Annotated in this window: 20 protein-coding genes; 11 read left to right on the plus strand and 9 right to left on the minus strand. The window is 47.4% G+C overall.

All coding sequences use genetic code 11. From position 1 onward, the window contains the following. Window positions 1-47: 47 nt before the first annotated feature. Genes FD960_RS10150 through gatC form a run of 5 tightly spaced genes read right to left on the minus strand, consistent with a single transcriptional unit; the run spans window position 48 to window position 5,028 of the window. Window positions 48-1,058 carry a tyrosine recombinase XerC gene (locus FD960_RS10150; RefSeq protein ID WP_215299112.1) on the minus strand — a complete coding sequence of 337 codons (1,011 nt, stop codon included), beginning with the start codon at window positions 1,056-1,058 and terminating at the stop codon, window positions 48-50. Further along, a complete protein-coding gene (locus tag FD960_RS10155) occupies window positions 1,039-1,713 on the minus strand; it encodes a DUF484 family protein (protein WP_215299113.1) in 675 nt (224 codons plus the stop codon). The genes FD960_RS10150 and FD960_RS10155 overlap by 20 nt, the downstream gene beginning before the upstream one ends. Window positions 1,714-1,751: 38 nt before the next feature. Further along, window positions 1,752-3,221 carry an Asp-tRNA(Asn)/Glu-tRNA(Gln) amidotransferase subunit GatB gene (gene gatB, locus FD960_RS10160; RefSeq protein ID WP_215299114.1) on the minus strand — a complete coding sequence of 490 codons (1,470 nt, stop codon included), beginning with the start codon at window positions 3,219-3,221 and terminating at the stop codon, window positions 1,752-1,754. Next, window positions 3,221-4,738: an Asp-tRNA(Asn)/Glu-tRNA(Gln) amidotransferase subunit GatA gene (gene gatA, locus FD960_RS10165; protein WP_215299115.1), complete on the minus strand. Its 1,518-nt coding sequence runs from the start codon at window positions 4,736-4,738 to the stop codon at window positions 3,221-3,223. Before gatA ends, gatB begins: the two co-directional genes overlap by 1 nt. Further along, a complete protein-coding gene (gatC, locus tag FD960_RS10170; protein WP_215299116.1) occupies window positions 4,735-5,028 on the minus strand; it encodes an Asp-tRNA(Asn)/Glu-tRNA(Gln) amidotransferase subunit GatC in 294 nt (97 codons plus the stop codon). The genes gatA and gatC overlap by 4 nt, the downstream gene beginning before the upstream one ends. 62 nt (window positions 5,029-5,090) lie before the next feature. On the opposite strand from gatC, the gene FD960_RS10175 reads away from it, so the two are divergent. Genes FD960_RS10175 through rodA form a run of 5 tightly spaced genes read left to right on the plus strand, consistent with a single transcriptional unit; the run spans window position 5,091 to window position 10,658 of the window. Next, on the plus strand, window positions 5,091-6,134 hold the full coding sequence (locus FD960_RS10175; protein WP_215299117.1) for a rod shape-determining protein: 1,044 nt from the start codon (window positions 5,091-5,093) through the stop codon (window positions 6,132-6,134). A 24-nt stretch (window positions 6,135-6,158) separates the two neighbouring features. Further along, on the plus strand, window positions 6,159-7,088 hold the full coding sequence (gene mreC, locus FD960_RS10180) for a rod shape-determining protein MreC (RefSeq protein ID WP_215299118.1): 930 nt from the start codon (window positions 6,159-6,161) through the stop codon (window positions 7,086-7,088). Continuing rightward, window positions 7,085-7,609, plus strand: a complete 525-nt coding sequence (gene mreD, locus FD960_RS10185) for a rod shape-determining protein MreD (protein WP_215299119.1) — start codon at window positions 7,085-7,087, stop codon at window positions 7,607-7,609. The genes mreC and mreD overlap by 4 nt, the downstream gene beginning before the upstream one ends. 8 nt (window positions 7,610-7,617) lie before the next feature. Further along, the gene (mrdA, locus tag FD960_RS10190; protein WP_215299120.1) at window positions 7,618-9,525 is read left to right on the plus strand and encodes a penicillin-binding protein 2; all 1,908 of its coding nucleotides are present in this window, start codon (window positions 7,618-7,620) and stop codon (window positions 9,523-9,525) included. After that, on the plus strand, window positions 9,507-10,658 hold the full coding sequence (gene rodA / locus FD960_RS10195) for a rod shape-determining protein RodA (protein ID WP_215299121.1): 1,152 nt from the start codon (window positions 9,507-9,509) through the stop codon (window positions 10,656-10,658). Before mrdA ends, rodA begins: the two co-directional genes overlap by 19 nt. A gap of 78 nt (window positions 10,659-10,736) precedes the next feature. Here the strand turns inward: rodA and FD960_RS10200 are convergent, their stop codons facing one another. Beyond that, window positions 10,737-11,057, minus strand: a complete 321-nt coding sequence (locus FD960_RS10200; RefSeq protein WP_143742185.1) for an HU family DNA-binding protein — start codon at window positions 11,055-11,057, stop codon at window positions 10,737-10,739. Between the two features lie 76 nt (window positions 11,058-11,133). After that, complete coding sequence (locus FD960_RS10205; RefSeq protein WP_215299122.1) at window positions 11,134-11,499, minus strand: hypothetical protein; 366 nt, start codon at window positions 11,497-11,499, stop codon at window positions 11,134-11,136. Between the two features lie 163 nt (window positions 11,500-11,662). On the opposite strand from FD960_RS10205, the gene FD960_RS10210 reads away from it, so the two are divergent. After that, the gene (locus FD960_RS10210) at window positions 11,663-12,565 is read left to right on the plus strand and encodes an aspartyl/asparaginyl beta-hydroxylase domain-containing protein (RefSeq protein ID WP_215299123.1); all 903 of its coding nucleotides are present in this window, start codon (window positions 11,663-11,665) and stop codon (window positions 12,563-12,565) included. A gap of 3 nt (window positions 12,566-12,568) precedes the next feature. On the opposite strand, the gene FD960_RS10215 is transcribed toward FD960_RS10210, so the two are convergent. Further along, the gene (locus tag FD960_RS10215) at window positions 12,569-12,865 is read right to left on the minus strand and encodes a DUF167 domain-containing protein (RefSeq protein ID WP_215299124.1); all 297 of its coding nucleotides are present in this window, start codon (window positions 12,863-12,865) and stop codon (window positions 12,569-12,571) included. Window positions 12,866-12,887: 22 nt separating this feature from the next. Between FD960_RS10215 and can the strand changes: the two genes are divergently transcribed. Genes can through FD960_RS10235 form a run of 4 tightly spaced genes read left to right on the plus strand, consistent with a single transcriptional unit; the run spans window position 12,888 to window position 16,666 of the window. Beyond that, window positions 12,888-13,553, plus strand: coding sequence for a carbonate dehydratase (gene can / locus FD960_RS10220; RefSeq protein ID WP_215299125.1), 666 nt, complete (start codon window positions 12,888-12,890; stop codon window positions 13,551-13,553). An 8-nt stretch (window positions 13,554-13,561) separates the two neighbouring features. Beyond that, window positions 13,562-14,449 carry a lipid A biosynthesis acyltransferase gene (locus FD960_RS10225; RefSeq protein WP_215299126.1) on the plus strand — a complete coding sequence of 296 codons (888 nt, stop codon included), beginning with the start codon at window positions 13,562-13,564 and terminating at the stop codon, window positions 14,447-14,449. Between the two features lie 38 nt (window positions 14,450-14,487). Continuing rightward, on the plus strand, window positions 14,488-15,240 hold the full coding sequence (locus FD960_RS10230; RefSeq protein WP_215299127.1) for a metallophosphoesterase: 753 nt from the start codon (window positions 14,488-14,490) through the stop codon (window positions 15,238-15,240). Window positions 15,241-15,247: 7 nt separating this feature from the next. Continuing rightward, window positions 15,248-16,666: a protein kinase gene (locus FD960_RS10235; protein ID WP_215299128.1), complete on the plus strand. Its 1,419-nt coding sequence runs from the start codon at window positions 15,248-15,250 to the stop codon at window positions 16,664-16,666. A gap of 36 nt (window positions 16,667-16,702) precedes the next feature. Here the strand turns inward: FD960_RS10235 and FD960_RS10240 are convergent, their stop codons facing one another. Then, on the minus strand, window positions 16,703-18,037 hold the full coding sequence (locus FD960_RS10240; RefSeq protein WP_215299129.1) for a dicarboxylate/amino acid:cation symporter: 1,335 nt from the start codon (window positions 18,035-18,037) through the stop codon (window positions 16,703-16,705). A gap of 96 nt (window positions 18,038-18,133) precedes the next feature. Here FD960_RS10240 and FD960_RS10245 point away from each other — a divergent pair, with 96 nt between their 5' ends. Then, window positions 18,134-18,871, plus strand: a complete 738-nt coding sequence (locus FD960_RS10245; RefSeq protein ID WP_215299130.1) for a pseudouridine synthase — start codon at window positions 18,134-18,136, stop codon at window positions 18,869-18,871. Window positions 18,872-18,933 lie beyond the last annotated feature (62 nt).

The following is an 18,933-nucleotide window of genomic DNA, read 5'->3' on the forward strand; positions in this document are numbered from 1 at the left end:
GAAGTAATGCGTTCCCAAGCGGGAAACCTGATATCTTACCGAGTTCCTCAGTCTTTGCCAGCCTTTGCGCGTGGATGGGCTTTATCGTAGGCCTGAGCAAGGTGCTGAAAATCTAAAGAGGTGTAAATCTGGGTGCTTGCAATGCTGGCATGGCCCAACATCTCCTGAACGGCACGCAAATCCTGTGATGACTGCAAAACATGGCTAGCGAAGCTATGTCGCATCATGTGGGGGTGAACATGGGTTGGAAGGCCTGCTCGCATCGCCAAGGTTCGCAAGCGTGCCTGTACCGTCCGCGGAGATAGACGGGCCCCCGTAGCCGATATAAACAGGGCATGTGAAGATTGCGCTTGCCCAGCGTGGCAGGCTTGATCTCGAGCCTCTCGCCACGCTTTCAAAGACAGCATGGCTGGTCCGCCGATGGGGACGGAGCGACGCTTGCCGCCCTTACCCAAAACAGTGACTTCAGCAGCATCCCAATCAAGCCAACCTGCAGACTCATGCTGACGATCCTTGCTCTGCATGACATCGATGCCTAGAAGTTCAGATAAACGCAATCCCGAGGAGTAGAGCAAATCAATGATGGCGGCATCGCGCATGCTTTCTAAATCTTGCTTTTCTTCGGCCTCTTTAACCGCCTGGTTTACCAAAGAGAGTGCTTGCTCTACCGAGAGGGCTTTAGGCAAAGACTTCAAACGCTTAGGGGCTTTGACATCATCGACAGGGTTAGCAACAAGATTGGCAGTCACGCGCCCAGCTTGTGCCTCACGGCGCGCATCTTTCTCAGTTAGCCAGTCATACCAACCGCGCCAAGCAGACAGCGCTCTAGCAATGGTACGAGAAGACTTGTCTTTTGAATGCATACGTCCGGCCCACCGGCGCACATGCGCATTAGTCACCTTGAGCAACTCCACTGAATCATCCGCTGCAAAGGTTTGGAGCTCGCTGAGATCCATGCGATAGGCCTTCAGCGTATGCGGTGAGAGCTGCCTTAGGACATGCAGCTCGTGCAAGTACTCTTGTACAAGAGGATGAAGCTCAGCTAGCGTTTGGCTCATAAGCCTGGATGCGATCCAAAGCTGCGGCAGTTAATTCAGCAATCTGGCGTAAATAGAAAGCACCCATATCAGCCGTGAAACGCGTTTCATCCTTGCTAGCCAAGAGCAACACCGCCGGAGACTGAACGGCTCCAACGCTCTTACCTAAAGGCAATCCAATCGCGACCATGCTTTGCCACTTTGGATTTATCTTGACTTGGGTTGCAAGTAAATCCACGCTGGCAGAAGCCAACTCCTTGGCCGATCCACACAGCGGCGTATCAACCCAAGGACTAAATGCGGGATTGGGCGACAGGAGTTCCGCAGCTTCAACCTCAAACACTTCTGCCAAGCCCGCAGTCACCGCAGCTTCAACGTCAGCCTTGCTGTTGGCGCGCATGAGTCGCAGCAACCAGGAGACCAAACTTTGCTGTGTTTTGTCATTGCGGCTACCAAAGTGCAACATCTCACTTAAACGACGATTGAGCTCTTGGTTTTGCGTACGCAATAAAGTCATTTGACGCTCTTGCAATGAAATCGCGCGATCCTCGTGCGGATGCTTTAAACGAATTTCGTTCAAGAGGTTTGCGTAACGCTCAAAAAAACCAGGGGTTGCGCGCAACCACTCCGCCACCAACTCTTCTTGCTCTGCTTGCTTGGGATCAATCGCGCTCATGTATCTCTTCCTCGTTTACTCTTTTATTTGGCTTGTGCTTAGCTTAGTTTTTTACGCAACAACTCATTCACTTGACCAGGATTTGCTTTTCCTTGGGACGCCTTCATGATTTGACCTACCAATGCATTAAATGCTTTTTCTTTGCCTGAACGGAACTCTTCTACGGACTTCTCATTCGCGGCCAAGACCTTGTCAATCATCGCCTCAAGCTCACCGCTATCACTAATTTGCTTTAGGCCCTTAGCGTCAATGACTTGATCAACGGTGCTGATGGATTTACCAGCTACAGCCTCCTCCCACAGAATCGCAAAGATATCTTTTGCAATCTTGTTAGAGATAGTGCCATCAGCAACACGAGTCAACAGTGGTGCTAAATGTGCGGCCTTCAAAGGTGCGCTTGCAGTAGCAATGCCTGCACGATTCAATGACGAGGCAAACTCGCCCGCAATCAGATTGGCCGCAGCTTTTGCTAATGGCTTACCAACAAGCGCCAAGAGCTCTTCAAACACTTGGGCCGTGTCACGATCCTGTGTAAGCAGTTGTGCATCGTATGCGCTCAAACCAAACTCACCTTGCCACTGCTCGCGAAGCTGCGCAGGTAATGCTGGCATTTGGCTACGTACATTTGCAATCCAAGCGTCATCAATGACCACTGGCAATAAATCGGGGTCAGGGAAGTAGCGATAGTCGTTTGCATCTTCTTTACTACGCATGCTACGCGTCTCTTGGCGATCGGGATCGTACAAACGCGTTTCTTGAATGACTGTACCGCCATCTTCAATTAATTCAATTTGGCGACGCACTTCATATTGAATGGCTTCTTCTAAAAAGCGGAAGGAGTTTAAGTTCTTAATCTCACAACGCGTACCAAATTCTTTTTGACCCATTGGGCGCACAGAAACGTTGGCATCACAACGGAAGGAGCCCTCCTGCATATTGCCATCGCATACGCCCAACCACACCACCAGGGTATGCAAGGCTTTTGCATATGCCACTGCTTCGGCGGCGCTGCGCATCACTGGCTCAGTCACGATCTCCAATAGAGGAGTGCCGGCGCGATTAAGATCAATGCCGCTAGACGCTTCACCATGAGGACCAATAAAACCTTCTTCATGAACGGACTTACCCGCATCTTCTTCCATGTGAGCGCGTGTAAGCTCAACCACCTTCACTTGATCGCCGACCAAGATTTCTAAATAGCCGCCAACAACTACAGGGAGCTCCATCTGACTAATCTGATAACCCTTAGGCAAATCTGGGTAGAAATAATTCTTGCGAGCAAAAATACTCGCTGGTGAAATCTTCGCATTCACTGCAAGACCAAAGCGAATGGCATGCTCGACTGCTTGGCGATTTAACACTGGCAATACTCCGGGCAATGCTAAATCCACTGCACAAGCTTGTGTATTTGGACCAGCGCCAAAGCGCGTGCTTGCACCACTAAAAATTTTAGATTGTGTTTGTAGTTGCGCGTGGGTTTCTAGACCAATAACGACTTCCCATTGCATCATGCCACCTCGCTTGCTTGACGCAAATGCCAATCACTGGCTTGCTGATATTGATGCGCCACTTGTAACAAGCGCGCTTCTGAAAAGTAATTGCCAATCAACTGCATACCAATCGGTAAATTGTTTGAATTGAACCCGCAAGGAACGCTCATTGCTGGCAGTCCCGCTAAGTTAGTAGAGAGCGTGTAAATATCTTCCAAATACATCTGCACTGGATCTTTTGATTTCTCCCCTAAGCGCCATGCAACATCCGGCGCCACAGGACCCAAAATCACATCGCATTGCTCAAATGCCGCCTGAAAATCTGCCGCAATAATGCGACGAATTTTCTGCGCTTGTAGGTAATAGGCATCGTAGTAACCATGGCAAAGCACATAAGTTCCAATGAGGATGCGGCGCTTCACTTCAGCGCCAAATCCTTCGGTACGAGACTTCTTGTACATATCGGCTAAATCACGATATTCATTAGCGCGATGACCATAACGCACGCCATCAAATCGGCTCAAATTACTGGAGGCCTCGGCTGGTGCCAAGACGTAATAGACTGGAATCGATAGCTTCGTTTTTGGCAAACTCACGTCAATCAACTGCGCACCTAAGTCTTGCAAAGCTTTTGCTGCGGCATTCACTGAATTTGCCACATCTTGTGCCAAACCATCGGCAAAGAATTCCTTAGGCAAGCCAACACGCAAACCTTCTAAAGGCTTTACTGGATTGGTATTACCTTCTTTCCAGGATTGAGCAAGATAGCGTCCGTAATCCTCGCCAGAATCAGCAAGCGAGGTTGAATCACGCGGATCGTGGGATGACATTGCCGTGAGCAAGAGCGCACAGTCTTCAGCCGTCTTGCCCATGGGGCCCGCCTGATCCAAGGAGGAGGCATAGGCAATCATGCCGTAGCGCGAAACGCGCCCATAACTTGGCTTAATGCCTGTCAAACCGCAAAAAGCAGCTGGCTGGCGGATAGAGCCCCCAGTATCTGTACCAGTAGCAATCGGTGCCAATCCTGCGGCAACTGCGGCTGCCGAGCCACCCGATGAACCACCGGCTACATATTGTGAATTCCAGGGATTTAGGACTGGGCCATAGGCTGAATTCTCATTGGATGAGCCCATCGCAAACTCATCCATATTGGTCTTGCCCAAGCAGACCATACCTGCGCCATGGGGATTTTCTTCACTCGGAATTCCCAGATTGGCGACAACGGCGGCATCAAATGGGCTGAGGTAGCCATCGAGCATTTTGGAGGCGGCAGTCGACTTCCAGCCGCGAGTCACAAAAACATCTTTATGGGCAACAGGAATACCAGTCAATTTGCCACCTTTTCCAGACGCCAATAAAGCATCTGCTTTAGAAGCTTGCTCTAGACTTAAGTGAGCGCTTACATCAAGATAGGCATTCCACTGTTTTCCAGCCTCAATTCGATCCAAAAAGTACTTGGTTAACTCAGTACTGGAGACCTCTTTAGCGGCCAATGCTTTTGCCATTAGGGCAATGGGGGTTTGATTCCAGCTCATTCGATCACCCTTGGAACTAAGAAATAGCCATCCTGCTGAGCAGGGGCAGATTGCATATTTTCGGTGCGATGGTCAGATTCAGTCACCGCATCAACACGCATGGGCTGGGCCAAATCACGCAAAAATAGGATGGGATGAGCCAAGGGCTCAAGACCACTTGTATCGACAGCCTGCATTTCCTCAACTAGGGCAAAAACTGCCTGTAATTGAGGCAAAACTGCCTCGGCTTCTGCTTGATTTAACTCAAGGCTGGAAAGGTGCGCAATGCGCTGGACATCATCAAGTTTCATGGGGCGCTAGAGTATCATTCCTATATATATTTTTTAACACTTACTTATTTTCCCACTACATCATGTTTGGTTTTTTCCGCAGCTACTTTTCTAATGACCTGGCCATCGACCTGGGCACCGCCAACACCTTAATTTACATGCGTGAACGGGGTATTGTGCTTGATGAACCCTCTGTTGTGGCAATTCGGACTGAAGGCGGCCCAAATGGCAAAAAAACCATTTTGGCAGTTGGAAAAGAAGCAAAAGCGATGTTGGGGCGCGTTCCAGGAAATATTGAGGCGATTCGCCCAATGAAAGACGGCGTAATTGCCGATTTCACCATCACCGAGCAAATGCTCAAACAATTTATCAAAATGGTGCACGAGAGCAAGCTTTTAAAGCCAAGCCCACGCATCATCATTTGCGTTCCTTGCGGATCTACCCAAGTTGAGCGTCGTGCGATTCGCGAATCCGCATTGGGTGCTGGCGCATCTCAAGTATTTTTAATTGAAGAGCCAATGGCTGCGGCAATTGGTGCTGGCTTGCCAGTTTCTGAAGCAGCAGGCTCAATGGTGGTTGATATTGGTGGCGGCACAACGGAAGTTGGCGTCATGTCATTAGGCGGCATGGTTTACAAAGGCTCGGTTCGTGTTGGTGGCGATAAGTTTGATGAAGCGATCACTAATTACATTCGCCGTAACTACGGCATGCTCATCGGCGAACAAACCGCTGAGTTGATCAAGAAAACAATCGGATCTGCATTCCCAGGCGCAGAAGTGCGCGAAATGGAAGTAAAGGGTCGCAATCTTTCTGAAGGTATTCCACGTAGCTTCACTGTTACTAGCAATGAAGTGCTTGAAGCCTTGACCGATCCGCTCAATCAAATCGTCACTGCAGTAAAAGCAGCCTTAGAGCAGATTCCTCCTGAGCTCGCATCCGACATCGCTGAGCGCGGCATGATGCTCACCGGTGGTGGCGCACTATTGCGCGACCTCGATCGTTTGTTGCTCGAAGAAACTGGCCTTCCTATTCATGTAGCAGAAGATCCACTCACCTGCGTTGCTCGTGGTTGCGGTATTGCACTAGAGCGCATGGATAAGTTGGGCGGCGTTTTCTCACAAGAGTAATTGACTTAAACGTCGATTAGGGAATTGCAACACAGCGCTCCTCCACTTTTCAGACAAGGCGTTCCGGCTTTAGTCAAACTGATTGTCTGTCTATCGATCAGCATCGCATTGATGTTGATCGACTTTCGCTTTAAAGCGCTTGATCCGATTCGTAACAACGTCAACTGGATATTGCGTCCGCTTGAATATGTGATGATGATGCCTCGCAATGCCCTTGAAGCAACATCGGAATATTTCACGACACGCGGAACACTCGACAAAGAAAATCAAGAAATGAAAGTACGTCAAGCAGAGCTTTCTTTGCTTGCGAATCAATCTGAATTTCTGTTGGTGGAGAACCAAAACCTGCGTCAGCTCATGGAGCTCCAGAAACATATTTCATTTAAAACGCTACCCGTAGAGATCTTATTCAACCCACCCAATCCGATTTCGCAACGCATAGTGATCAATCGCGGTAGTGACGACGGACTAAAGTTGGGAAACCCTATTGCCAACGACTCGGGCATCCTAGGTCAGGTAGTTCGTATTTACGATCACTCTGCGGAAGTGTCCTTATTGGAAGATCGTGACTTTGCAGTTCCTGTGCAAGTAGCGCGCAATGGCTTGAGGGCCGCGGTGTTTGGCGCAGGGCGCGGCAACCCCCTAGAGCTTCGTTACTTACCAGTCGCAAGCGATCTGGAGGTGGGCGACGTACTCATCACCTCTGGTATTGATGGCGTTTACCCTCCGGGATTTGCAGTGGCGATCATTAGTCGCATTGAACGCAATGCAGACAAAAATTCTTCGAATGTATTCTGCGTTCCAGTGGCGCCAGTAAATCGCTATCGTCAAGCACTTGCACTTCTTTACGATCCACAATGGGATGCCAAAGCATCAACAGTCACCAATAAGCCTGGGGCGCCACTTACCAATACTCCCGGTCGTCGTCAAACCCGCGCGCGAGGCATGCAATGATCGACTTTGAAAGCGGCTACATTCTGCGTCCGGTTAACCCGGTATTTATTTATTTCAGTTTATTTTGCGCGCTGCTATTAAACCTACTACCTATTGGCAATTACGGATGGGTCCCTGACTGGCTCATTATTTGCATTGTGTTTTGGAACATTCACCAACATCGCTATGTCGGCGTGATTATTGCTTTTATTCTTGGTCTGTTTATGGATGTGCATAACTCGGATCTATTGGGGCTCCATGCCTTTAGTTACTCGCTAGTGGCTTACCTTGCAATCTCTTGGCATCGCCGCATCATTGCGCTATCAGTGCTCACTCAAGCGTTACATTTGCTACCAATCTTTTTATTGGTCTCGCTATTTCCGGTACTGGCGCATTGGCTATTGAGTGGAGAGATCTACTGGTGGGCCTTGACTGGCACTATTCAAGCAATTATTGAAGCATTGCTTTGGCCTATTGCAACCCGCATCTTGCTCTCACCTCAACGTCGACCAATTGACGTTGATCACAATCGTCCAATCTAAAGAGCGGTATGGTTTCTTTCAAAAAACCAGATCTCGACTCGTTTCAAGAGCGCATTCATATTGCGACCTTATTCGTTACGTTCTGCTTCTTATTGCTGATTACACGCTTGGTTTGGCTGCAACTGGTGAGCCACGGAAAATATGCGCTTCTCGCTGAAAACAATCGCATCGCCCTAGTTCCAGCCCCGGCCAATCGCGGCCTCATCATTGACCGCAACGGGATTGTGATCGGCAGGAATTACTCGGCACTGACTCTAGATGTCAATGCCGAGGAGATTAAAGGAAATGTGGATGATCTGATCGACGAACTCTCGCAAATTGTGCTGATTTCCCCTAGAGATCGCCGCAATTTCAAGCGCTCCCTCGAGGATTCTCGAAAAATGGGCACTTTTCCCCTCAGATCCATGCTTACTGAGGCCGAAACAGCCCGATTTATGGCAAATCGCTACCGCTTTCCCGGGGTGGAGATTCGTGCACGCAGCTTCCGAGAGTACCCATATAACGAGCTAGCCTCCCATTTAATTGGTTATATCGGCCGAGTTTCTCAAAGAGATAAAGAGAAAATGCAGGCTGAAATCGAGAGCTCCAAAACGGATGATCCAGATGCATTGCAGACTTCATTTTTGCCTGGCATTCAGTACGTAGGAAAAATTGGTTTAGAGCAAAGTTACGAATCTGTCTTACGCGGCGTCCCTGGATACGATCAAGTGGAGATCACTGCCGGCGGAAAACCGGTACGCACACTTTCTAGTTCGCCCTCTGTTCCTGGAAAAAATATCGTCCTGTCCATCGATATCAAATTGCAATATTTGGTGGAGGAGCTCTATGGAAATTTCCGCGGGGCATTCGTGGCGATTGAACCTGAGACTGGTGACATATTGGCATTTGTATCGAAGCCCAACTTCAACCCAAATGACTTTGTTGAGGGCATTGATTCGGTGACATGGAAAGAGCTCAATGACTCTCCACAGAAGCCGCTTTATAACCGCCCACTCAAAGGCATCTATCCACCAGGATCTACCTATAAGCCATTTATGGCGCTGGCCGCTTTAGAGACAAAAAAGCGCACGCCATCACAAACCATTTCCGATCCTGGTTACTTTGATTTTGGTAACCATACATTTCGGGACGACAAAAAGGGTGGTCACGGCATTGTCGATATGCAAAAGTCGATTGTTGAATCTTGCGATACCTACTACTACATGTTGGCGCGCGATATGGGTGTAAACATGATGCATGACTTTATGAAGCCATTTAGCTTTGGTCAAATCACGGGCATCGATCTACAAGGTGAATCCAAAGGCGTTCTACCATCGACCGAATGGAAAAAAAATACCTTCAAGAAACCAGAACAACAAAAATGGTACGAGGGCGAAACCATCTCATTAGGTATTGGCCAGGGGTATAACGCCTTCACCATTTTGCAGCTATCGCATGCAATGGCGAACATGGCGAATAACGGGGTTGTGATGAAGCCCCATTTAGTAAAAGCCATTGAAGATCCATTCACCAGACATCGCACTCTGACGACACCCAAAGAAAGTTATCGGATTGATCTCAATCCAGAAAACATTGAAGTCATTAAAAAAGCAATGGTCGAAGTAAATAATTCCGGGACATCTGCAGCCGCATTTAAGGGCACTGGATATCAGGTAGGCGGAAAGACCGGAACCGCACAAGTATTTAGCTTGAACTCAAAAGAATATAAGCATGGCGCTACCGCAGAATTTTTGCGCGATCATGCTTTGTATATTGCGTTTGCTCCTGCAGATAAGCCCACCATCGTCATTGCGATGGTGGTAGAGAATGCTGGATTTGGAGCACAGTATGCTGCTCCGATTGCAAGAAAAGCGCTCGATTTTTATCTTGAAGGTAAATGGCCCAAGGAGATTCCTGAATGGAAAAGAGCGCCATAAATAAATTAAAAGAATTATTTTTCAGCATTTTTAGCGGACTAGATCGCCAGCTAGGCCTTATATTGCTTGGCTTAGCGGCTGTTGGCTTTGTAACCTTTTTATCCGCCAGTCAAAATACGCCCGTTCGCTTTGAAGATGAGTTTCGAAATTTAGCATTGTCATTCGCGGTAATGTGGATTGTTTCTCGCATCCCACCAAAGTGGTTAGAAATGGCAGCGACATGGATTTACGGTCTTGGCGTTGCTCTTCTAATTGCAGTTGCCGTATTTGGATTAATTAAAAAGGGTGCGAGACGTTGGCTCAATATCGGCGTAGTGATTCAGCCATCTGAACTCATGAAGATAGCAATGCCGCTCATGCTTGCTTGGTACTTTCAAAAACGGGAGGGCATTCAAAAATCCTGGGACTATGGAGTAGCTGCATTGATTCTAGGTATTCCAGTGTTGTTGATTGCGCGGCAACCGGACTTGGGTACTGCTTTATTAGTTTTTGCCGCAGGTATGTATGTGATCATTCTTGCTGGCTTGCCTTGGAAATGGATTCTGCCATTTATCGGGGTCGGCGCATTTGGAATTATTTTGATTGTTATTTTTGGCAACACCATTTGCGCGCATGATGTTGTATGGCCATTTGTTCATGACTATCAGAAACACCGTGTTTGTACATTGCTCGATCCAAGCAGCGATCCACTTGGAAAAGGTTTTCATACTATTCAATCGATGATCGCCATCGGCTCTGGTGGATTTTTTGGCAAAGGCTGGTTTCAAGGCACACAAGCACATCTGGAATTTATTCCAGAAAAACATACTGACTTTGTATTCGCTGTGTTTTCTGAAGAGTTTGGCCTCTTAGGTAACCTGGTTTTATTGGCGCTCTTTTTTGCACTCATTAAAAGAGGGTTGGCTATCTCAGCAAGCGCACCAAATTTATTCACTCGCTTACTTGGCGCATCGGTAACGTTAATTTTCTTTACCTACGCTTTTGTGAATATTGGGATGGTGAGCGGGTTATTGCCGGTAGTAGGAGTTCCGCTACCCTTCATTAGCTACGGTGGCACGGCCCTGGTTACCCTAGGCTTTGGCGCGGGCATTTTGATGAGCATTCATCGCCACCGCCGTCTTGTGCAAAGCTAAATCAAATTCACTAGGACTACGATACTTCCAGAAACAAAAAAGCCCGGCATGCCGGGCTTTTTCATCACAAAGCAAGAATTACTTCTTACGCTTGTTAACTGAATCTTTAAATGCCTTACCAGCAGAAAACTTAACAGTTTTAGCAGCAGCAATTTTGAGTGGCTCGCCAGTTTTTGGGTTACGACCCATACGTGCAGCGCGCTTACCAGAAGCAAAAGTACCGAAGCCGATCAGTTGTACTGAGTCGCCCTTAGTAACGGCTTTAATGATTTGCTCAATAGCAGAATTCAATGCAAATTCAGCTTTGGCTTTTGAGATCTCAGCATCGTCAGCAATCGCTGCGATTAGTTCTGCTTTGTTCAAGTGAAGCTCCTTATAGATATTGATGTCAGCGCACAGTGCGCTTGCATGATTTTAACCACAAAAAATTACAAAAATAAAGCTGCGTCACAGCAATTTTTTTCACTACCGCTTTTTACTCTTCTAAAACGGTGATATCAGACACAAAATACTCGGTATCCCCAAAACATGTTGTAGGAAGCCCAATATGCTGATCGTATTTTAGTGCCACTTTTTTACCTAAATTAGCATTAATTTTTTGCGCTACTGCATCTTCACGCACCGTAAAGAGGAATTTTTCTGACATCGTTCCAGGCATCGAAACCATGGCTAACTCCCCTTCCCAGGTCTTGCATAAATAGCCGCGATTAGAAAATTTCTGCACATATCCAGCTCTTTCGCCACTTCCATAGCTCCAATTGAGCATAATCCAGGTATAGGCGGCTAAGCCAGCCAAACCAATCAAAATAAGGCTTAGAAGCCACTTTACGAATCTATTCATGTGATTTTCCTTAATAAATCATCCCTGCAGCCCCAATAATGGGCATTTATTTGGACTAACTGAAGCCCTAATTAGTATTTGAGCATAGTCATTACAAAAATAGGCATCATTTGGCATGCCAAGCAAATTAAAATATTAGTGTTAACGCTAATCGGTAAATTTCATGGAACTACGTCACCTCATCTTTGTAATTTTTATTGTCTCCGCGGTGTACGTCTATTTCAGAGGCAAAGTGCGTTTTGGTTTAGTTCGATCACTTACAGATTATCAAGTGCTCCTAGCCCCCATTAATAGCCTTCTATATTTATTCTCAAAAACTAAGGCCGGGGCATTCATTCCCGTAAAAGACTTTCCCGAGATGCAAATTCTCCAAGATCACTGGGAGACCATTCGAGATGAAGCACTTGCCTTAAATGCGGATGGGGCTATTGCTGCTGCCACTGGCTATAACGATATCGGCTTTAACTCTTTTTTTCGCACCGGCTGGAAGCGCTTCCACCTATATTGGTATGGCAAAGAATTGCCTTCGGCTCAGGCGAACTGCCCTCAAACAGTCGCACTCCTAAAGTCCATTCCATCGGTTAAGGCGGCTATGTTCGCCTCTTTGCCGCCAGGCGCAACTTTAGTTCGCCATCGCGACCCGTATGCAGGCTCTTTGCGTTATCACATTGGATTGGTTACGCCAAATGATCCCAAGTGCTTTATTGATGTCGATGGCGAACGCTATTACTGGAAAGACGGCGAGCCGGTAATGTTCGATGAGACCTATATTCACTATGCTGCCAATGAAACAGATCAACAGCGTATTGTTTTATTTTGCGATGTAGAGCGGCCTGTTTATACATTACCAGTTCAACTCTTAAATCGCTGGTTTGGAAAATATGTCATGAGCGCTGCTTCCTCTCAAAATGTAGAGGGTGAGAAAGTAGGCTTTGTAAATATTCTATTTAAGTACTTTTATCACTTGAGAGCGCAAGCCAAGAAACTCAAAGCAAAACATCGGAGCGTCTATTACATTGGTAAGTGGGTGCTGATTCTCGGAATTTTGTGGGCCATCTTTTGGTAAGAGTTAAGGGCTCAAACATTCAATAATTTGCTCTGGAGTGATGGAGCCCCAAATTTCTACCCGCTTTTTGCGACTGTTTTGACCAGAAAGAAACTGAATTTGCTTTTGCGGCACCTTTAACTGCTTCGAGAGCCACGATAAAAGCATTTCATTGGCCTTGTTTTCAACAGCAGGGGCCTGAAGAGAAATCTTAAGACAACCGTCGTGCAATCCAACGACCTTGGTCTGCTTGGCGCCCGGCTGGCAGTGCAAATGAAGTGCAATGCCAGTGGGGGTTTGTTTTAACCAAATGGGTGTCATCAAAGTACTTTAAACTCAAAGCATGATTATGAAGAACTCCAACGCCTTAGACCAGCTATTTGCCAATAATCGTGAGTGGGCAGAATCCATGGTTGCAGAGGATCCTGACTTTTTTAAAAGACTAGTCAGCCAACAAGCCCCTGAATATCTCTGGATTGGTTGCGCAGATAGTCGCGTTCCTGCCAATGACATTGTCAATCTGCTGCCAGGTGAGCTATTTGTTCATCGCAATGTTGCTAACGTTGTAGTTCATACCGATCTCAATTGCCTATCTGTTATTCAATTTGCAATTGATCTGCTCAAGGTTAAACATATTTTGGTAGTCGGGCATTATGGCTGTGCCGGCGTACACGCCGCGTTAAGCGATAGGCGCGTAGGCCTCGCAGACAACTGGCTCAGGCACGTTAAAGATGTGCACCAAAAGCACGAGAGATATTTAGGAGAGTTGCTTCCGACACCTAAACGTCAGGATCGACTTTGCGAACTCAATGTTATTGAACAAGTGATTAACGTCTGCGAAACAACCATCGTGCAGGATGCCTGGGCCAGAGGCCAAGAACTGACAGTGCATGGCTGGGCGTATCGTTTAGATACCGGCCTTGTAAATGATCTAGGGATGTCCAGTAGCTCTACTGAAGAGATGGAAGCTCGTTACGCGAAAACATTAACGCGATACGACGCTGAATAAATTCGGCTTTGTTTAAAAACTTTTCAAATCACTCTGGGGTGGCCCTCCTCAGATTTCTGGTAGCCCTTCCTTATAAGATATTGGTCTCAATCGGCTATGTCTTGGGCTACATCGCGGCCCACATTCCCAGCGAGAGAAATCGCGTTGTTGAAATAAATCTTCAACTCTGCTTTCCGGAGTTAAGCGCAGAAGAAATTGATCAACTGCGCAAACAGCATTGGCGACTCCTTGGTCGTAGCCTGGTTGAGAAAAGTATTATTTGGCTCGGCACAAAAAAACAGCTCAAGCATATGATTGAGATTCAGTCGGAAGTGGATCTTGCCGATAGAAAACCGCGTATCTTAGTTAATATGCACTTCATTGGTATTGAGGGGAGCATTATTTTGAGCGCCCTCTCTGAAGAAAAAGGATGGCCACGTACCTCAGGATTTTTCCAGAGGATGAAAAGCCCCTTCTTTAATAAAAAAATTATTGAATGGAGAAATCGTTTTGGTGGAAATTCCATTGATCGGCAGGGCAATACTCTCGAAATGATCCGAGAAATCCGCACGGGGAGTTTTATCATCATTGCGCCAGATATTGATCTGGGATTGAAAGACTCTACCTTTGCACCATTTTTTAATATTCAAACTAATACAATTACAGCAGTGTCTAGGCTTGCCAAAATCACGGGTGCGCAAGTTTGCATGATGATCACCACCCTCAAGAAAAATGAGGCGGGCTATATCTGCGCCATTAGCAAGCCGCTTGAAAACTTCCCAACAGATGATCCACAGGCAGACACCGCTCGTCTCAACCAAATCTTCGAACAAGAAATTCGTCTCAGGCCTGCCGAATACTATTGGGTTCATAAGCGCTTTAAAAATCGCCCATTGAACGAAGCAAGTCCGTATTAATACTTTTTCTGGGGGCGCTTTTGTCCTATCATTAAAAAATGAGTGAGCGTATTGGGCTGTTTGCCGACCTACATAGCAATTTAGAAGCTTTTGATGCCTGCATGGAGCAAGCTAAAGAGCTGGGCGTCACACGGATGGTATTTTTGGGCGACCTGGTTGGATACAACGCAGACCCTGGGGCCGTCATTGATCGGATTGGTGAGCTGGTCAATGCAAATAAGGCAATCGCCGTTTTGGGCAACCATGATGAAGCGGTTTTTGAAGATCGACGCTCGCAAATGAATGCGAGCGCCAATGCCGCCATTGAGTGGACTAAGGCTCAGCTCAACCACTCCCAAATACAGTTTCTAAAAGACTTACCGCTCATCATTCAAGAGGATAGTATGTGTTTTGTGCATGCTTCAGCGCACAATCCTTCTGACTGGAATTACGTCACTGACAGCATGAGTGCTTGGCGTTGCGTACAACACTCCGGAAAGACTTACACCTTTGTTGGGCATGCTCATGAACAAGCATTGTTCTATCAGAGCGCCGTCGGAAAACTCATTCGCTTTGCCCCGCATCCGGGCGATGAAATTCCCGTATTGCAGCATCGCCAATGGGTGGGCGTTGTTGGCTCCCTAGGTCAACCTAGGGATGGCAATCCAGAAGCATGCTTTGCGATATTTGAGCCAGGCTCGGAGGCGCTTACTTTCTATCGCACCCCTTATGATCATTTCACGGCAGCGGAAAAAGTCCGTCGCGCTGGCTTACCTGAAGATCTCGCCAACCGACTAATCACCGGCAGATAATTTATCCATGGCAATGAATACCGATATAGAAGCAGTTGATGAGATTTTTCAAGAAGGTAAAGTGGTTGATGGATTTGTTTTAGGCGCGGAAGTGCATCGTGGCGGAATGGCCAGCCTATTCTCCGCAACCAAAGAGGGGATCGATGTACCCATTCTTCTGAAGATCCCGCGGGTAGGCAGAGATCAACCCGTTGAAAGCTTGATTGGCTTTGAAACCGAGCTCACTATCTTGCGCTCACTGAAAAGCCCCTATGTGCCAAAATATCTTGGCTCCGGCAATATGGCTACGCGCCCTTACATTGCAATGGAACGCGTCGCAGGCCGCCCCTTAGAGGACTTCATTAAAGAAGGTAAGCAATTTAGCATCGATGAAGTCATTCGGATTGGCGCGGACCTAGCGCAAGCTGTTCAATCTCTACATGCTCAAGATGCGATACATCTTGATATCAAGCCTGAAAATATTTTGATTGACGATCAGGGCAAGCTCACGCTCATTGACTTTGGTCTATCGCATCACGCACGCTTCCCAGACTTGTTGGCAGAAGAAATGCGCAAGGGCATCGGCTCAGCGCCTTATATTTCACCAGAGCAAGTTGCCGGAATTCGCACAGACCACCGAAGCGATATTTTCTCCATTGGCGTCATCATGTATGAATTACTCACGGGCGAACTTCCTTTCGGAAATCCTCAGTCCATGAGTGGCCTACGGAAAAGAATGTGGGCGCAAGCATTTCCCCCTAGGGCCTTACGCAAAGAGATTCCGCGCTGGCTACAAGAAGTGGTACTGCGCTGTCTTGAGCCTAGGGCGGCTGATCGCTATCAAAGTGCCACACGTCTGCGCCAAGTATTGCGCGATCATGAAAGCGTTACCCTGACTGAGCGAGCTGATCGTGTTGACCCCTTGAGTTTTTGGGAGAATCTCAAGCGCATGTTCCGTGCGGCTGGCTACGAACCTTCGCCCAGTCCACGCCCCAGCATGGGTAACTACGATGCGCCCTTAATGATTGCGGCGATCGACACCCGTCAGTCAGACGAAGATCTGCGTGAGCGCATGCAAACGACTGCTAAGAATTTATTGCAGGCCTATCCAGAAAGTCGCCTGGTATGCATTAGCACTATTGCAAGTACACCAACATTTGAGGGCAATCAAGAGAGTGAGACTGCTAGCGGTATTGTGCGCGGCCATTTGGTGCAACTAATGGAATGGGCCAAACCCCTGAAATTACCACCGGAGAGAATTTCTTATCACGTGCTCGAAGCGCTTGATCCCGCAAGTCGCATTGTTGAGTTTGCAAAAGATAATGACGCGTCACTTATCTTAATTGGCGCCTCACATAAACTTCCAAATAAAGTCACGCCTTGGCGAACATCAATGACCAAGATTGTGGAGGAAGCTCCTTGCAGTGTTCATATTGTCAGAACCTAGATCATCACGAAATGATCTAGGTAACCCGACCAAGAATTAATGCATCTTTTCTTGGTTCTGATCCAGAATGGCCTCTGGCTCTTGCGCCTCAACCCAACTATCGCGATTGAGCGCTGAAGTTAATTGCCTGTGATCTAACTCGCCAGTCCATCGCGCCACCACGATTGTGGCTACGCCATTGCCCACTAAGTTCGTTAATGCGCGCGCTTCAGACATAAATCGATCAATGCCCAAGATAATGGCCAAGCCCGCTACCGGGACATTGCCTACAGCAGAGAGCGTTGCAGCCAAGACGATAAAGCCGCTACCAGTGATCCCTGCAGCGCCTTTAGAGGTTAGCAATAGAACCAGTAAGAGCGTGATCTGTTGAGTAATCGTCATTGGCGTATCCGTTGCCTGAGCAATAAACACTGCCGCCATCGTCAAGTAAATAGAGGTGCCATCTAGATTAAATGAATAGCCCGTTGGAATCACCAAGCCTACACAACTTTTCTTGGCGCCCAAGAGCTCCATCTTCTCCATCATGCGCGGCAAAACAGACTCGGAAGAAGAGGTGCCTAAAACGATTAAGAGCTCCTCTTTGATATAGCGCACGAATTTAAAAATACTAAAGCCGTTCAAGCGCGCGATGATGCCCAGCACCACAAAAACAAATAGCAAGCAGGTAATGTAAAAAGCACCCATCAACTTACCCAAGGAGAATAAAGAGCTAACTCCATATTTGCCGATGGTAAATGCCATAGCGCCAAACGCACCAATCGGCGCAAACTTCATCACGATGCCAATGATGTCAAAAAGAACATGGGATGTCTTCTCAATCAAATCAAATACCATGGTTCCTCTGCCGCCAAACTTATGCAGCGCAAAACCAAATAACACTGCAATGAAAAGTACTTGCAAGATCTCGCCTTTTGCAAAGGCATCCACTACGGTATTTGGAATGATGTTGAGCAAAAACTCGGTGGTTGTCCCCATCTTTCCAGGGCCGGTATATGCTGCGATACCTTTTGTATCCAGGCTGGCGGGATCAATATTCATTCCGGCGCCAGGCTGGAGAACATTGACCACGACCAAGCCAACAACTAAGGCAATTGTGCTGACAATCTCAAAATAGAGTAGCGCTAAGCCGCCAGTCTTGCCAACTTTCTTCATGTCTTCCATGCCAGCAATACCAAGCACAACGGTGCAAAAAATAATGGGGGCTATGAGCATCTTGATGCCTTTAATAAAGGCATCTCCAAATGGCTTCATATCCACCCCTAGAGAAGGGTAGAAGTGGCCCAACAAAACACCCACTACTACGGCTACAAGCACTTGAAAGTAAAGGATTTTATAAATTGGTGGCTTTTTTAATGGGGTTGTCAATTTCATTTCCTTTATTCCATAGACGGTGTTGTGCTGGGTTACTGCCTTAATCCGATGATACCCTTAGCCCATGCAATGGGCTCCTTGCCCGATAATATGGCTATGGAAGAAAAAATTCGCGTATCCAAGTTACTATCCGAGCTAGGTCTTTGTTCTCGCCGCGAGGCCGACTCCTATATTGAGCAAGGTTTGGTGACAGTTGATGGTGAAGTGGTGAATGAATTAGGTTCACGCGCATTTCGTCATCAGAAAATCGAATTGCAGTCTGGGGCTAAAGCCCAGCAGGCCTCACGAGTAACCGTCATTCTGAATAAGCCCGTTGGTTTTATCTCTCATTTTGATGACGAGCAGGAATATCAACCCGCAGCCTCCCTCATCACCCCAGAAAACTACTTTGCTAGTCCGCTGGATAAAGGACGTAATCCACGCTTTAATACTCGCGGCCTTGCGCCAGCAGGTCGTCTAGATATCGACTCTACGGGCATGCTGGTGCTGACCCAAGACGGTCGTATTGCGAAACTCCTGATCGGAGAGAACAGTCCAATTGAAAAAGAGTATTTAGTGCGTGTTGAGGGCGCCCTCTCATTTGCCGATTTGGATCGACTAAGGCATGGTTTGGAATTAGATGGCGTCGTTTTAAAGCCCGCACAAGTAAGCTGGCAAAACGAAGATCAACTCCGCTTCGTTTTACGCGAGGGCAGAAAGCGTCAGATTCGCCGGATGTGTGAAATGGTTGGACTCAAAGTATTGGGTTTAAAACGGGTCCGCATGGGACGCATCTCCTTGGGGGCATTACCGCCCGGCAAATGGCGCTTTGTCAGACCAGAAGAGCAATTCTGAGCGGCAGTTACCCGCTTATAATTCTGTCTACTAGATTAAGTTGAGCGCAGAATTACCATCGA

Source organism: Polynucleobacter sp. AP-Nino-20-G2 (genome assembly GCF_018688235.1).
GTDB lineage: Bacteria > Pseudomonadota > Gammaproteobacteria > Burkholderiales > Burkholderiaceae > Polynucleobacter.

Excerpts from the sequence above, each read along its gene's own strand:
- FD960_RS10150 (WP_215299112.1), bottom strand. The coding sequence starts at position 1,058 with ATGAGCCAAACGCTAGCTGAGCTTCATCCTCTTGTACAAGAGTACTTG.
- FD960_RS10155 (WP_215299113.1), bottom strand. The coding sequence starts at position 1,713 with ATGAGCGCGATTGATCCCAAGCAAGCAGAGCAAGAAGAGTTGGTGGCG.
- gatB (WP_215299114.1), bottom strand. The coding sequence starts at position 3,221 with ATGCAATGGGAAGTCGTTATTGGTCTAGAAACCCACGCGCAACTACAA.
- gatA (WP_215299115.1), bottom strand. The coding sequence starts at position 4,738 with ATGAGCTGGAATCAAACCCCCATTGCCCTAATGGCAAAAGCATTGGCC.
- gatC (WP_215299116.1), bottom strand. The coding sequence starts at position 5,028 with ATGAAACTTGATGATGTCCAGCGCATTGCGCACCTTTCCAGCCTTGAG.
- FD960_RS10175 (WP_215299117.1), top strand. The coding sequence starts at position 5,091 with ATGTTTGGTTTTTTCCGCAGCTACTTTTCTAATGACCTGGCCATCGAC.
- mreD (WP_215299119.1), top strand. The coding sequence starts at position 7,085 with ATGATCGACTTTGAAAGCGGCTACATTCTGCGTCCGGTTAACCCGGTA.
- mrdA (WP_215299120.1), top strand. The coding sequence starts at position 7,618 with ATGGTTTCTTTCAAAAAACCAGATCTCGACTCGTTTCAAGAGCGCATT.
- rodA (WP_215299121.1), top strand. The coding sequence starts at position 9,507 with ATGGAAAAGAGCGCCATAAATAAATTAAAAGAATTATTTTTCAGCATT.
- FD960_RS10205 (WP_215299122.1), bottom strand. The coding sequence starts at position 11,499 with ATGAATAGATTCGTAAAGTGGCTTCTAAGCCTTATTTTGATTGGTTTG.
- FD960_RS10210 (WP_215299123.1), top strand. The coding sequence starts at position 11,663 with ATGGAACTACGTCACCTCATCTTTGTAATTTTTATTGTCTCCGCGGTG.
- FD960_RS10215 (WP_215299124.1), bottom strand. The coding sequence starts at position 12,865 with ATGACACCCATTTGGTTAAAACAAACCCCCACTGGCATTGCACTTCAT.
- can (WP_215299125.1), top strand. The coding sequence starts at position 12,888 with ATGATTATGAAGAACTCCAACGCCTTAGACCAGCTATTTGCCAATAAT.
- FD960_RS10230 (WP_215299127.1), top strand. The coding sequence starts at position 14,488 with ATGAGTGAGCGTATTGGGCTGTTTGCCGACCTACATAGCAATTTAGAA.
- FD960_RS10235 (WP_215299128.1), top strand. The coding sequence starts at position 15,248 with ATGGCAATGAATACCGATATAGAAGCAGTTGATGAGATTTTTCAAGAA.
- FD960_RS10240 (WP_215299129.1), bottom strand. The coding sequence starts at position 18,037 with ATGAAATTGACAACCCCATTAAAAAAGCCACCAATTTATAAAATCCTT.
- FD960_RS10245 (WP_215299130.1), top strand. The coding sequence starts at position 18,134 with ATGGAAGAAAAAATTCGCGTATCCAAGTTACTATCCGAGCTAGGTCTT.